The 14,231-nt window shown below is 71.0% G+C and carries 8 protein-coding genes; 2 read left to right on the top strand and 6 right to left on the bottom strand.

Annotated features, from left to right (window positions below):
- Positions 1-191: 191 nt before the first annotated feature.
- The 4 genes from ACL02U_RS06405 to ACL02U_RS06390 form a co-directional block, all read right to left on the bottom strand.
- Entirely contained in the window at positions 192-1,220 is a 1,029-nt protein-coding gene (locus ACL02U_RS06405; protein ID WP_412789661.1) for a 6-phosphofructokinase, read from the bottom strand.
- Positions 1,221-1,295: 75 nt separating this feature from the next.
- Positions 1,296-1,994 (bottom strand): response regulator, encoded by a 699-nt coding sequence (locus ACL02U_RS06400; protein WP_412789660.1) that lies wholly within the window; start codon positions 1,992-1,994, stop codon positions 1,296-1,298.
- Positions 1,991-3,241, bottom strand: a complete 1,251-nt coding sequence (gene macS / locus ACL02U_RS06395) for a MacS family sensor histidine kinase (RefSeq protein WP_412789659.1) — start codon at positions 3,239-3,241, stop codon at positions 1,991-1,993. Before macS ends, ACL02U_RS06400 begins: the two co-directional genes overlap by 4 nt.
- Positions 3,242-3,313: 72 nt before the next feature.
- Positions 3,314-4,048 (bottom strand): lysophospholipid acyltransferase family protein, encoded by a 735-nt coding sequence (locus ACL02U_RS06390; RefSeq protein ID WP_412789658.1) that lies wholly within the window; start codon positions 4,046-4,048, stop codon positions 3,314-3,316.
- A gap of 174 nt (positions 4,049-4,222) precedes the next feature.
- Between ACL02U_RS06390 and ACL02U_RS06385 the strand changes: the two genes are divergently transcribed.
- Both ACL02U_RS06385 and ACL02U_RS06380 read left to right on the top strand, forming a co-directional pair.
- The gene (locus ACL02U_RS06385; RefSeq protein ID WP_412789657.1) at positions 4,223-5,002 is read left to right on the top strand and encodes an alpha/beta hydrolase; all 780 of its coding nucleotides are present in this window, start codon (positions 4,223-4,225) and stop codon (positions 5,000-5,002) included.
- Complete coding sequence (locus tag ACL02U_RS06380; RefSeq protein WP_412789656.1) at positions 4,995-5,591, top strand: hypothetical protein; 597 nt, start codon at positions 4,995-4,997, stop codon at positions 5,589-5,591. The genes ACL02U_RS06385 and ACL02U_RS06380 overlap by 8 nt, the downstream gene beginning before the upstream one ends.
- A 1,098-nt stretch (positions 5,592-6,689) precedes the next feature.
- On the opposite strand, the gene ACL02U_RS06375 is transcribed toward ACL02U_RS06380, so the two are convergent.
- Both ACL02U_RS06375 and ACL02U_RS06370 read right to left on the bottom strand, forming a co-directional pair.
- Positions 6,690-6,917, bottom strand: a complete 228-nt coding sequence (locus tag ACL02U_RS06375; RefSeq protein WP_412789655.1) for a hypothetical protein — start codon at positions 6,915-6,917, stop codon at positions 6,690-6,692.
- The gene (locus ACL02U_RS06370; protein WP_412789654.1) at positions 6,914-14,182 is read right to left on the bottom strand and encodes an RHS repeat domain-containing protein; all 7,269 of its coding nucleotides are present in this window, start codon (positions 14,180-14,182) and stop codon (positions 6,914-6,916) included. The genes ACL02U_RS06375 and ACL02U_RS06370 overlap by 4 nt, the downstream gene beginning before the upstream one ends.
- Positions 14,183-14,231 lie beyond the last annotated feature (49 nt).

Here is a 14,231-nt window from a genome sequence, read left to right as displayed (position 1 = left end):
TACGGCCCGCAGCCGAACGGCGGGGCGGTACCGGTCAGCCGCACGGCGGGGCGGTACCGGTCAGCCGCACGGCGGGGCGGTACCGGTCAGCCGCACGGCGGGGCGGTACCGGTCGACCGAACAGCGGGCGCGGTGCCGGTCGGCCGAACAGTGGAGGCGGTACCGGCCAACCGGCGGCCCGGTGGTGCCGGTCAGCCGAAGAACACGCCGATCTCCTCGTACAGCGCCGGGTCGACCGTCTTGATCCGCGCGGTGGCCTCGGCGATCGGCACCCGGACGATGTCCGTACCGCGCAGCGCGACCATCTTGCCGAAGTCCCCGTCGCGCACCGCGTCGACGGCGTGCAGCCCGAACCGGGTGGCGAGCCAGCGGTCGAAGGGACTCGGCGAGCCGCCGCGCTGGAGGTGGCCGAGGACCGTGGTGCGGGCCTCCTTGCCGGTGCGCTGCTCGATCTGCCCGGCCAGCCACTCCCCCACCCCGGACAGCCGGACCCGGCCGGAGGCGGCGCTCGGCACATGGGTGAGCACCGGGGCGCCGCCGCGGGGGCGGGCCCCGTCGCCGACCACGACGATCGGCGAGTACGAGGCGCGGAAGCGGGAGGTGACCCAGGCGCACACCTGGTCGATGTCGAAGGGCTGCTCGGGGATCAGAACGACGTTCGCGCCGCCGGCCAGTCCGGAGTGCACCGCGATCCACCCCGCGTCACCGCCCATCACCTCGACGACCAGGACCCGCTTGTGGGACTCGGCCGTGGTGTGCAACCGGTCGATCGCCCCGGTCGCGACGTTGACGGCGGTGTCGAACCCGAGGGTGCGGTCGGTGCCGGACAGGTCGTTGTCGATGGTCTTGGGCACGGCCACGCAGGGCAGCCCGTGCTCGTCGGCGAGGCGGGCCGCCGTGCCGAGGGTGTCCCGGCCGCCGATCGTGATCAGGGCGTCGACGCGGAGCTTGTCGAGGTTGTCCCGGATGCGGCGCACCCCGTCCTCCTCGTCGAGGGGGTGGGTGCGCGAGGTGCCGAGGATGGTGCCGCCCTGCGGCAGCGTGCCGCGCACGGCCGGGATGTCCAGCGGCACCGTGTCCCCCTCCAGCGGGCCGCGCCAGCCGTCGACGAAGCCGACGAACTCGTAGCCGTACTCCTGCACGCCCTTGCGCACCACGGCCCGCACCACGGCGTTGAGGCCGGGGCAGTCACGGCCTCCGGTCAGTACTCCCACGCGCATGCCGACGTCCCTCCGTCCGGGGTCCACACTCCAGAGGTTCACGCTAGTGCCCGACGGTGCCGCCGCGGGCGCCGATCACGCCTCGTCCAGGCCTGTTTCTATCGCGTACCGCACCAGTTCCACCCTGTTGTGCAACTGGAGCTTGCCGAGGGTGTTCTGGACGTGGTTCTGCACCGTGCGGTGGGAGATGACGAGCCGTTCGGCGATCTGCTTGTAGTTCAGCCCCTTCGCGACCAGCCGCAGCACCTCGGTCTCCCGGTCGGTGAGCCGGGGCGTGCCCGGCGCCCCCGGCGCCGCGGCCGCCTCGGTGCCGGCCGCGGGCGCCGGGCCGTCGGAGGCGAGGCGGCGGTACTCGCCGAGGACCAGGCCGGCGAGGCCGGGTGTGAAGACGGGGTCGCCGACAGCGGTCCGGCGCACCGCGTCGAGGAGTTCCCCGGTGGAGGCCGACTTCACCAGGTAGCCGGTGGCCCCGGACTTGACGGCCTCCAGGACGTCGGCGTGCTCCCCGCTCGCCGACAGCACCAGCACCCGCAGCCGCGGGTCGGCGGCGACGACCTCCTTGCACACCTGGACCCCGGGCTTGGCCGGCAGGTTCAGGTCGAGGACGAGGACGTCGGGCGCGGCGGCCCGGGCCCGGCGCACCGCCTGCTCGCCGTCGGCGGCGGTGGCGACCACGTCGAAGCCCGCCTCGGCGAGGTCCCGGGCGACGGCGTCCCGCCACATCGGGTGGTCGTCGACCACCATCACCCTGATCGGGTCCCGCTGTCCGCTCATCGCTGCTCCGCCTTCCCCCGCGGGGCCGTCGCCCTGGGTGCCTTGAGTTCGACTTCCGTGCCCTGGCCGGGGACCGACACCCACGCGGCCGTGCCGCCGAGGTCGCGCAGCCGGCCCCGGATGGAGAGGGCCGCCCCGAGCCGGCCCTCCCGTTCGGCCTCGGCGAGCCGGCCCTCGGGGATGCCGGGACCGTCGTCGCGGACGGTCACGATCACCGCGTCCGGCTCGTCCTCGACGAGGATCCACGCGCGCGCCCGCTCCCCGGCGTGCTCGCGCACGTTGTCCAGGGCCGCGCCGACCGCGGCCGCCAGTTCCCGCGCGGCGGCCGGAGGCAGGGGCACCGGGGCGCCGGGCTCGGCGAGGCTGACCCGGGCACCGGCGTACGGGGCGAGCAGGGCGCGCAGGTCGGCGGGGCCGTCGGGGTCGGCGGAGCCGTCCGCGTCGGCGGCTTCCCGCGTGTGGGCGCCGGTTTCGCCGGAGGCCTGCCCGGGGACGCGGCCGGCGGGGGTGGCGGCCCGGGTGAGCCCGCCGGATACCAGGGTGCGCAAGGCCGCCTCCTGCTCTCCGGCCAGCCGGCCCAACTCGGCGGCCTCCCCGCCGAGCACGTCGCCGCGCCGCTGCACCATGGCCAGCACCTGGAGGACGCCGTCGTGGATGTCGCGGGCCAGCCGCTCCCGCTCGCGGGTCGCCGCCTCGATCTCCAGGGCGCGGGCCAGGGTCCGCTCGGAGGCGCGGGCGACCTCGACGACGTAGCCGATGGCGATGGCGGCGACCCAGACCAGGATCACGTTGTGGACGGTGTCGCGGGCCGGGGCACCGCGTTCGACCAGGTTGGCGGCGGCGACGACGGTGGAGGCGAGGGCCGCCCAGCGCCAGCCGCCCTTGAGGGCGAAGGCCAGTACGGAACCGGCCGTCCAGATGGACGGCAGGGTCGGGCCGCCGTCGAGGATGCGCTGGTGGGTGTCGGTGAGCGGGGTGAGCAGGATGCCGCCGACGGCGATGGCCAGGTCGGCGGCGAGGAACGGCTTGGTGCAGTGCGCCGCGTCGGCGACCTTCGGGAGGGTGGCCAGGGTCCAGACGCACATCACGGCGAAGTAGGCGATGGCGGGCTCGGGGTGGGCGAAGCCGCCGTATCCGGTGGCGAACAGGGCGACCGCGTACAGCATGGTCAGCAGCCGGTAGCCGGTGAGCGCACGCCACATCGGCAGCTCGACCGACATCCGCAGGTCCTGCTCGCGCCTGGCCATCCAGTCCCCCCAAGACCACCGGCGCCGGGCACGCGGCGGCCCGGCCCCGCTCGACTAGCTCTCGCCGTTCTCCTACTCGCCCTGCCCGTCCCGCCCGCCCTGCTTGTCCTGCTTCGCCTGTTCCTTCTCCGCCTTGGCCGCGTCGGCGATCCGCCGCTTGGCGGCGGTGGCGTACATGTCGACGTATTCCTGGCCGGAGAGCTTCATGATCTCGTACATGACCTCGTCGGTCACCGCGCGCAGCACGAACCGGTCGTGCTCCATGCCCTGGTACCGGGAGAAGTCCAGCGCCTCACCGATGCGGATACCGGGCCGCATGACCTTCGGGACGACCTTCCCCGGAGGCTGGATCTTCTCCGTGTCGATCATGGCGACCGGGATCACCGGCGCCCCGGTGGCGAGCGCCACCCGCGCCAGGCCGCCCGGCTTGCCCCGGTAGAGGCGGCCGTCGGGCGAGCGGGTGCCCTCCGGGTAGATCCCGAACAGCTCACCGCGCTCCAGTACCTCCATGCCGCTCCTGATCGCGGCCTCGCCGGCGCCGCGCACCCCCGAGCGGTCGACCGGGAGCTGCCCGACACCCTTGAAGAACGCGGCGGTGAGCCGGCCCTTCACCCCGGGCGTAGTGAAGTACTCGGCCTTGGCGATGAAGGTGACCTTGCGGTCGAGCACCGCGGGCAGGAAGAACGAGTCGGAGAAGGACAGGTGGTTGCTCGCCAGGATCGCCGGGCCCTCGGCCGGGATGTTCTCCAGGCCTTCCACCCAGGGCCGGAAGACGAGCTTCAACGACCCCCCGACGGAAACCTTCATCGCGCCGTACAACAACCGAGTGCCTCCTGATGTGTGTCGGTCAGACCTTATCCCGCCGGCACCGCCCAAGAACCCGACGGCCCTGGTCGGTGTCAGTACGGTCGCGTACGGTGAACCTGCACCAGGACTCGTTCACGGCCTCGTTCACGGCCTACTCACGGACAGGAGACGAAGGTGCCGGTCCTTCCCGGAGCCGAGCCGTACCGCCACGAGGGCGGCGAGGTCGGCGTCCTCCTCTGCCACGGCTTCACCGGATCCCCGCAGTCGCTGCGCCCCTGGGCGGAGTACCTCGCCTCGCACGACCTGACGGTCTCCCTGCCGCTGCTGCCCGGGCACGGCACCCGCTGGGAGGACCTCCAGGTCACCGGCTGGCAGGACTGGTACGCGGAGGTCGACCGCGAGCTGCGGCTGCTCACCGAGCGCTGCGAGACCGTCTTCGTGGCCGGCCTGTCCATGGGCGGTGCGCTGGCCCTGCGGCTGGCGGCGAAGCACGGCGACCGGATCGCCGGCGTGGTCGTCGTCAACCCGGCGAACAAGGTGCACGGCCTGTCGGCGTACGCGCTGCCGGTCGCCCGCCACCTGGTGCGGAGCACCAAGGGCATCGCGAGCGACATCGCGAAGCCGGGCGCCGCGGAGCTGGGCTACGAGCGGGTCCCGCTGCACGCCGCGCACTCCCTGCGCACCTTCTTCCGCATGGTGGACGGGGAGCTGCCGCAGGTCACGCAGCCGCTGCTGCTGATGCACAGCACCCAGGACCACGTGGTCCCGCCGGTCGACTCGGCCCGCATCCTCGGCCGGGTGTCGTCGACGGACGTGACCGAGGTGCTGCTGGAACAGAGCTACCACGTGGCGACGTTGGACCACGATGCGGACCGGATCGCCGAGGAGAGCCTCGGCTTCATCGGCCGGCTCGCTCCCCGGATCGGGAAGGAAGGGACGACGGCAGGTGGCTGAGCACGACTCCGACCGCGAGGACGGGCACGAGCCGGAGGAGCAGAGCGTGCCCTTCGACGAGGACGCGGCCTGGGACGCCATCGTCGCCGGGTACGGCGACGAGCCGCCGGACCCGCCCGGGTCGAAGCCGTTCAAGTCGGTGGAGGACCTCGCCCTGCTGGAGTCCGGGACGAACGCCACGCCCGGTACGGAGGACACCGAACCCACCGGCGACGAGCCCGCGCGGCCCGCCGCACCGGCGCGGCCGCTGGGCGGCTCGGTGTCCTTCGCGCCCGGGGTCGGCGGCCCCCGCGACTACTCGCCGCCCGAGCCGTCCGAGGACGACTTCGACGAGGACGACGAGGGCCACTTCGAACCGCCCGAGCCGCCGCCGCTGCCCGAGGCCGACGCCACCGCCAGGTTCGCCTGGCTGGGCGTGGTCGGCGGGCCCGTCCTGCTCCTGCTGGCGGTACTGCTCGGCTGGGACATGACCTGGTGGCTGACGACGCTGACCATCGGCGGCTTCCTCGGCGGCGTCGCCACGCTGGTGGCGCGGATGCGCACCGACGACGAGGACGGCGACGACCCGGGGCGCGGCGCGGTGGTCTGAGGCGTTCCCGCCGGATCACGCCGCGTGGTCCTGAACCGCCTCGGAGAGTCTCCACTCGGGTTCGTGGCTCATGGCGTGTACCAGGTCCCGCCACGACAGACCAGTGTCGCTCGCCTCCGGGCGGGCCCAGCCGGATCTCGAGGACCGACGAAGCGGCCCCGTCGCCGCCCGGCACGGAGACGGGCACATCCGCCCAGCGCAGCGCGTCGCCGTCGGGGCCGCCGATGCGCACCGTGGCCAGGAGCGGGGCCTGCGGTTCGAGGTCCAGGGTCACCGACACCCGCAGGTCGTCGCCGTCCGGGCCGAAGCTCTCGACGGTCAACCGCGGCACGTGAGGATTCTCGTGCCGGTGCCGCCCCGACCCCCGCACCCAGGCCACCTCTCCGCTCACCGCCTGCGCGCTCCCGCTCGTCCCAGAGGTCGTCGAGGTCCCAGGGATCCTCCCCGGCCTCCTCGGTATCGGCCTCCTCACGGACGTTCAGGTACCGCGATTGCGGGTGACCCGGGATGCACAGCTCCACTACGGTCTCGCTGCGGAACCCGACGACCCGCACCGGCCAGGCACCCGGGACGTCTCTCCGCTGCTTCTCCCAGAACAGGTCATAGCCGACCGGTGTGGTGCCCCAGCTGAGCAGCGCCCCTTCGGCCGGCCAGGCCGGAAACCGCACCGGCCCCGCGGAACGTCCTGAGCTCGCCCTCCGCCGAGGACGGCAGCGCGCGCCGGGCGGGGAAGGCGGCCCCGGCACTCCGCCCGCCGGACGGACGCTGAGCACGTCATCCAGACATCCGTAGCCGTAGACGTCGACGAAGTCCCGGAAGTCCGGGGGCAGAGCCGTCCCGAGTCCCCGCGTGCACCTCCGCCCAGTGCCGGGGCGTCGCCCCGGTGGACGTAGGAGGCAGCAGCCCAGTCAGGCGCCGCACCACGTGGTGCACCGTCAGCCCCTCCATATGCACCCGAGAGCATGCGGTTACGCTCCCTCATCGGGTTTCTCCGGGTGCACGACAGCCCGCCGCTCTACTGCCAGGCGCCCAGATACCTTACGGGCAACAACTCCAATGAGACCTCTGCATTTTCCACCCGAAGAGCCCACACCAAGATCAGAGCTCAATCGCCCGGTAGGCCAATGCCTCGCCCACGACGCCTTCATCCGTGAGTTCAGGCGTCCGATAGAACAACAAATCTGTCCACGCCGGATGGGGAATAAGGCGCGAAAGTTCTTCCAAACGCTCCGCGCATTCCGCATCCGAGAAATTTCCAGAGCGAACCTCTGCCACCAGCGCGAGAGCTCTCGCACGCCTTGGGTCACCTTGAGGAATCTTCTTCACCTCCCGTAATGGAAGTCGCCATCCAGGATCTCCGAATGGTACTTGGGCGTGACTATGACGATGTTATCCATATCATACACCCCCCCACCGGCCCAGATCGGGAAGGAGTGATGTAGGACATAGTTATACGCACCCGGAGTTGACTGATCAGCAAGAACGAACGGCGCTAGCCCAGACTGCATCCTCGTCACATTTGACGGAGAGAACCCGGAAGCCAACCTCGAATCATTTCCAACTGCAGCCCAGAATGCCTCACGGAAGGGTTTAAACCCATTAAACACCTGCCCACGCAACTGATCTGCAATTTGACCGGGAATCCGTCCAACATTTCCGCTAGTACCCCTCAGCCACCCACCGCCAGCATTAGGTAGACTATATCCACCAGTTGCAGGCCCGGGTGCGTTACGGATTTGAGTTGCGGTCTTCGCAGAACCGATTTCACCATAGTGCGTGCCCGCGACGTCCGCCGAACCCTGCTGGAAAGCCATCCGAGGGAGCCCACTGGACGGATCGACCGGGAAGATCGAAGTCTGTGCCGCGCTCGCGGCGGGATCGATCGGAGTGATCAGCGTGTTACCGGTTCCGGCCCCCGGATCAACTGGGAAGCTGGATATGAGCCCTGCCCCGGCGTCCGGGTCGAACGGGTTTACCAGGATGTTCTGGTCGTTGACGCCGGGGTCGACGGGAAAGGTCGTGACAAGCCCTCCGATCTGTTCACCAGCTGCCATGTCAAGTTTGTTGATATTGATCTGAGCGGCGGGGGATTGAGGAGCTGACGAGATCGAGTTGACGGCAAGAATGGCCGTACCGATCGACTTGGTGATCTTCAGCGCGTTGGCGCGGATCGCGGCGCGGCGGGCTGCCTCTGCGGCAGCTGTGGCGGCGGCATCCTTGGCTGCAGCGGCAGCGTCATGCACGGTGTGGTCCAGATTTCCCCCGCAGGTGTAGCACGGGGTGTTTCCAGGGTCCTTTGCGTCGGCCGAAGGCTTAGCGGGCTTGCTCTTACCGAAGCGCACCTGGCAGGCCATTGACCAGAAGTCGACACACATCTTGGATGCGCCGGGCGGCCCAAGGGGACCCACGCTCATGGCCCCCAGGCCACCGCTCTCCTTGTTGGAAGAGTCATGGTTTTCCCTGTATTTCTGGTAGGCCATCACACCCACGGCCGTGACCAGTAGCACTCCAGCCACTACCGCCACGCACTCAGGGCAGAAAACCCCTCCAAGGGCGACGGCGACGCCCCAGTGTCCGCTCGGGTCCCACTCCGTCATCGGCGCGTCAGCCACATAGGCATACGGGTTGGCGTTGGCGCTCCTGCCCACCGCCGGGTTGTCGACGGTGTCGGCGGAGTTGAAGCCGCCGGTGCCGGGGGTGTACCAGCGGGCGTGCATGTTCACGGCGCCGGTGGCGGGGTCGGTGAACTCCCCCTGGTAGCCGACGCTGCCGGTGAGGGAGCCCGCGGTGGGCGTGCCCCAGGGGTCGTAGCTCGCCGAGTCGGTCAGTGCGGTCGCGGTGGCGGTGAACTGGCCGACGAGGTCGCCGTGCAGGTCGTTCCAGGCCAGCGTGGCGCCGGCGGGGCCGGACTCGCCGGTCAGGGCTCCGGAGGCGCCGTGGCTGTAGGTGGTGGTGCCGTCGGAGGCGACGGTGTTGCCGGTGCCCGAGTAGGTGAGCGTGGTCCCGCCCGCCGTGATCACCCGGCCCAGGGCGTCGTAGGCGTAGGAGGTGCTGCCGGCGGTGATCTGCTGGCCGTAGGCGTCGAAGGTGTAGGCCGTGGAGTCCTTCGCGGAGAGGGTGCCGCGCGCCGTGTAGGTGTAGGTGTGCGTGCCGTCGGAGACGAGTTCGTCGCGCGCGTCGTAGGTGTACGTCGTCGAGCCCGCGGTGAGGCGGTTGCCGGCGCCGTCGTAGGTGTACGCGGTCGTGGTGCCGTCCTTCGTCCAGGACGTCAGACGGCCCGCCTGGTCGTAGCCGTAGGTATTGGTGGAGGCGCCCTGGACGCCGGTCGTGGTCTTCGACGTCAGCTCGTCGGCCTGGTCCCAGCCGTAGGTGACCGAGGCGACGGCCTGGCCTGAGCCGGTGGTCAGGGCGTCGGACGTCAGGCGGTGCAGGCCGTCGTAGCCGTAGGTGCGGACGTCGCCCGAGTTGCCGTAGGTGACCGTGTCGATCTGCGACAGGCTGTTGTAGCCGTAGGTGAGGGTGGTGCCGGTGGCCGCGTCGGCGACCGTCGCCGGGCGTCCGTCGCCGTCGTAGGTGTAGGTGCTGGTGCCGGAGGCGTCGGTGCGGGTCAGCGGTGACTCGTCCGCGTTGTAGGTGAACGAGGAGGTGCCGGCCTGGCCGGAGGCGCTCAGCAGGTCGCCCAGCGCGTTGGTCTGGTAGGTCTCGGAGGCGCCGCCGGCGGTGGAGGCGACCAGGTTCCGGTCGAGGGAGTAGTCGAAGGTGCGGGTCGCCGTGGGGGCGTCCGCGCCGGTGGCGGTCTGCGAGGTCAGGTCGCCGAGGGCGTCGTAGGCGTTGGTGACGGTGACCCCGCCGGGGGCGGTCTGTTCGGTGAGCCGGCCCAGGGCGTCGTAGGTGTACGTCGTGGTCCGGTCGGCGGCGGTGGTGTAGCCGGTGACGGCGGGGATCTGCTTGGAGGCGGGCAGGCCGACCGAGGTGTACGTGTAGTAGGTGGTGTTGCCGTTGCCGTCGGTGTAGGCGGTCTGGTGGCCCGCGGCGTCGTAGCCGAACGTGGTGGTGATGGAGGTGCTGTCGCTGACCGGTTCGGTCTGGGTGGTGAGGTCGCCGGCCGTGTCGTAGGTGTAGCTGGTGGTGTGACCCAGGGCGTTGGTCGTGGTGAGCAGGTGGCCGTTCGCGCTGTAGGTGGCGGACGTGGAAGCCAGCACGGTGCCGTCCGCGGCCTTCTGCGCGGTGGCGGTCCTGCGGCCGGCCGCGTCGAAGGTCGCCGTCTGGATGCTCTGGTCCGGCAGGACGGTCATCACCGCGTTGCCGAGCAGGTCGTAGGTGTACTGCGTGGTGTCGCCGGTGGTGTCGGCCCGGGTGAGGACGTGGCCGAGGGCGTCGTAGGTGTAGGAGGTGCCGACGCCGGTGGCGGAGGTGGTCGTGGCGGGCAGGCCCGCGGTGTTGTAGGCGGTGTCGGTCTCCTCCTTCGTCTGGGCGCTGGTGGAGGTGTAGACGTAGCCCCAGGTGCTGGTGGAGCGGCTCAGGTCGTCGTAGGTGTGGTGGGTGACGGACCCGTAGGGGGAGGTCTCGGTGAGCCGGTCGCCTGCCAGGTCGTAGGTGTAGGTCCAGGTGCCGCGGGTGGGGGCGCCGGAGATGTCGATGGCCGGGTTGGTCCGCTTGACCGGGTCGCCGAGCTGGTCGTAGGTGTAGTCGGTCGCGTTGCCCTTGGCGTCGGTTTCGGTGAGGACGTTGCCGTCGGCGTCGTAGGTCCAGGCGGTCGTGGCCGAGGTCGGCAGGGTAGTGCCGGTCTTGCGGCCGTCGCGGTCGTAGGCGGTGGCGATGATGTTGCCGTCGGGATCCTCGGACTCGGTGCGCTCGCCGAAGGTGTCGTAGCCGGTCAGGGTCGTCGGGTACACCGTGGCGGTGCTGCCGGTGCCGGGATCGGTGGTGGTGATCGCCGGGTCGGTGGTCGTGGTGAGCCGACCGGCCTCGTCGTTGGTGTAGTGGTGGAGGCCGCCCTCGGGGTCGGTCGTGGTGACCGCCAGACCGCGCTGGTCGTAGGTCCACTGGGTGGTGAGCGTGGTGCTGCTGTCGACGTACCGGCCGGCGGACAGCTTGTTCCCGGCCGCGTCGTAGGTGTACGTCCACTGCGCCGCCGGGTCGCCCGCGGCGTCGGTCCGGTGCGTGGTGAGGACGTGCGAGTCGGCGTCGAAGGTGTAGGCGGTGGTCTGGGCGGTGTCGTTCGGGTCGACGGTCTCCGTGGTGGTGCGGCCGGCTGCGTCGACCGTGTAGTCGGTGGTCAGGGTGCCGTTCGCGGTGACCTTGGAGAGAAGGTCCCCGGCTGCGTCGTAGGTGTCCTGCTCGTCGACGAAGGTGCTGCCCGTGGCTCCGGTGCGGGTGACCTGCTGGGTCAGCCCGTTGTCGTAGTAGCTGTGGGTGGTCGTCACTCCGACGGGGTCGGTGACGGTCTGCAGGCGGCCGTCCGCCGTGTAGGTGCGGGTCTCCACGAGCTGTGCGGTGGGGTCGGCGGCGGTGGGGCCGGAACCCGTGTAGTTGTCGAGCGTGGTGGTGAGCAGGCGCCCGTCGGCGTCGTGGGTGTAGGCGTAGACCTGGCCGCCCGGTTTGGTCTCGGTGGCGAGGTTGCCGTAGGCATCATGGGTGTAGCCGGTGTCGTGCCCCATCGGGTCGGTGACCGTGGCGGGCCGGCCGTGGGAGTCGTAGGCGCGGGTGGTGGTGCGGGGGGTGTCGCCGCCGGTGGTGTCGGACACCGTGGTGGTGAGCGGGTTGCCGTCGGCGTCGTAGGTGTGGGTGGTCCGTCCGGTGTGGACGGTGCCGGTGACCTGGTCGGTGGTCGGCGGGTCGGTCTCGGTCAGCACCCGGCCCAGGGCGTCGTAGGCGTAGGTGGTGGTCAGACCGGACGGGTAGGTGTCGCTGACCGACTTCTCGGTCAGGACGCGGCCGAGGCCGTCGTAGGTGTAGTAGGTCTTCAGGCCGAGGGGGGATGTCTCCTCGGCGAGGTCGCCGTTGGCGTAGTACACGTACGAGGTGGTGGCGCCGCCGGGCGTCTGCGCGGCGGCCAGCAGTCCGGCCGGAGCCGTGGTGCCCGAGTCGAAACCGGCGGTGCTCGCGGTGGTGTACGTGCGGGTGCTCGTCAGCCCGTCGGTGTGACCGGTGACCGCCGGGGTGGTGGTGGTCAGCCGGTTGCCGTCGGTGTCGTAGGTGTAGGTGGTCCGGTATGTGGTGTCCGATGCGTCCGAGGACCGGCCGTCGGAGGAGGTGAGCATCCGGTCGTTGCGCGGGTCGGCGGCCGACTTGGTGTTGAGGTAGTACGTGTAGTACGCCGTGGAGCACTTGTCGGCGGACCTGTCCTGGCAGGTGGTCCGGGTGAGCACGTTGCCGCGGGTGTCGTGGCCGGTCGTGGTCACGTTGCCGGCGGGGTCGGTGACCGTGTGCAGGAAGCCGCCGGTGTCGTAGCCGTAGGAGGTGGTGGCGCCGGTGCCGTCGGTGTCGGAGACCGTCCGCCCGCCGTGCGAGAGGTCGTAGCGGGTGGAGAGGGTCCTGCCGCCGGGATCGGTGATGTCGACGGTCTCGGTCGCCACGGTCCCCGACGAGGCGTGGTACTTCGCCCACTGGTCCTTGACCTGGTCCTCGGTGAGCGCCGTGCGGTAGAGGGCCGCCTGGGCGATCTGGCCGGTCAGGTGGAACGTGGTGTGGTCGGCGAGTCCGTGCCAACTGGTTCCGGAGCGGCCGGCGCCGAGGTACTGGTGGTCGAGTACCGCGAGGGTTCCGGCGAAGTCGGCGCTCTCGGCGAGCGTGCCGTCGAGGTACAGGGACTGGCCGGTGGCCGTGGCGGTCAGTACCACGTGGTGCCAGGCACCGTTGGTCACGGCCGACGCCGTGACGAGCTGCGGGGTGCCCGCGCTGGTGTACCAGCCTCCGTAGAGTTTGCCGTCGCTGCCGATCCACAGCAGCGGCTGGACGTTCGAGGCGGTGTCCAGTGGGCCGTTGGCCGATCCCAGCAGCATGCCGTCGGCGGTGCTGGTCCTGAACCACAGGTCCGCGGTCGCCTCGGTCGCCGATGCCATGGTCTGCGGGAGCAGTACGGAGGAGTCGGTTCCGTTGAACGTCGCGGCCGTGGGCGCGGTGGTGTCCTTGGCGGAGAACGGGCCGGGCACCCCGAGGGTGGTGTCGGTGTACGTGCCGTTGCCGCTGTTGACGTCGTCGGCGGCGTAGAGGGAACCCGCGTCGTCGCCCAGTGGCCAGTAGCCGACCGGGTCGGCGGCCAGGACCGAGGAGCGGTAGACCGCGCTGGACCCGGCGACCGTCGGGGTGTGGAGGGTGTAGGTTCCGCCGTCCCGGTCGGTGACCGAGGTGAGCCGGTCGGCTGCGGTGTCGTAGGACACCTGGGCGGTGACGCGGCCGGAGGGGTTGGTCGCCCGGGTGAGGAACGCGGCGCTGGTGGTCGCCTCGGTGTGCAGGTCGGCGACCTGGGTGGCGGTCAGGGGGTGGTCGTAGAACGACACGTCCGAGATGGCGCCGGTGAAGTGGCTGACGTCGGCCGGTGCGTCCAGCCAGCCGTGGGCGAACCCGGCGCCGATGTAGGTGAGGGTGTTGCGCGCGTCGTTCGGCGTGGCGGTCAGGGTCGCCTGCTGGACGCCGTCGAGGTAGAGCGTCTGGACGGTGCCGTCCGAGGACAGGACGGCGTGGTGCCAGGTGTCGTCGTCGACGGTCGCGGAGGACCCGAACGGGACCGTGCCGTCCTGGGTGGTGCTCCACCAGTGGCCGTGCAGCTTTCCGTCCGAACCCACGTAGAGCACGGGGGCGAAGCTGCCGGTGGCCGAGCTGGCGCCGGCGATGGACTGGGACTGGTCACCGATGAGGACGCCGTTCGCCGACGTCCTGAACCACAGCGACACGGCGCGACTGGTGTCGGAGTGCAGCGGGGTGGCGGGGACACTGACGTAGCCGGTGCCGTCGAAGGTCGCCGCGGTCGCCGCGGAACCGGTCAGCGGACCTGACTGGCCGCCGAGGGAGACGCCGGTGTAGGTGCCCGCGTCCGTCTGCTCGTTGGCCAGGACGGACGAGTCCGCGGTGGTGCTCCCCGACGGATCGTCCAGCCGCCAGTACGCGCGCGGACCGGCGTCCAGCGCGGCGGCGGGGTAGTTCGATCCGGGCGTGTAGGTGTAGGCGTAGCAGTCCGTGGAGGCGGTCGCCGGCGCCGACGGGGAGGGCGGGCACACCGCACTCAGCTCGTCGCCCGTGTAGCCGTACGTCCACAGGGCTGCCGTGGTGTCGTCGCCCGCTGTGGCGTCGTCGGTGGTGACCGTGGCGACGTGCGGGTGCGCCGCGCCCGACGGGGTCGTCCAGGTGAAGGCCAGGCCGCGGCCGGACAACGCGTTCTCCACCCGGGTCAGCTGCTGTGAGGTGTCGTAGGTGAGCGTCTCGGCGCGTCCGTACCTGTCGGTGATCCTCGTCAGCTGCCAGGCCGCACCGGACGGTTCGCCGAAGGTGTACGTGGTGCCGGACTTGTCCAGCACCTCCCAGCCGGCGCCGGCTCCGGCCAGCGGGCCGAGGGTCGCGAAGTCGCCTGCCGCGGGGGTGTAGACGGCCATGCCGGTGCTGGTGCGGGTGCCGCCGGAGTAGGACGACGAGCCGAAGGAC

This window comes from Streptomyces sp. MS06, assembly GCF_047200655.1.
In the GTDB taxonomy this organism is placed as follows: Bacteria; Actinomycetota; Actinomycetes; order Streptomycetales; family Streptomycetaceae; genus Streptomyces.
The sequence above is the reverse complement of the archived record's forward strand: the minus strand, read 5'-3'. Positions and strand labels throughout refer to the sequence as shown.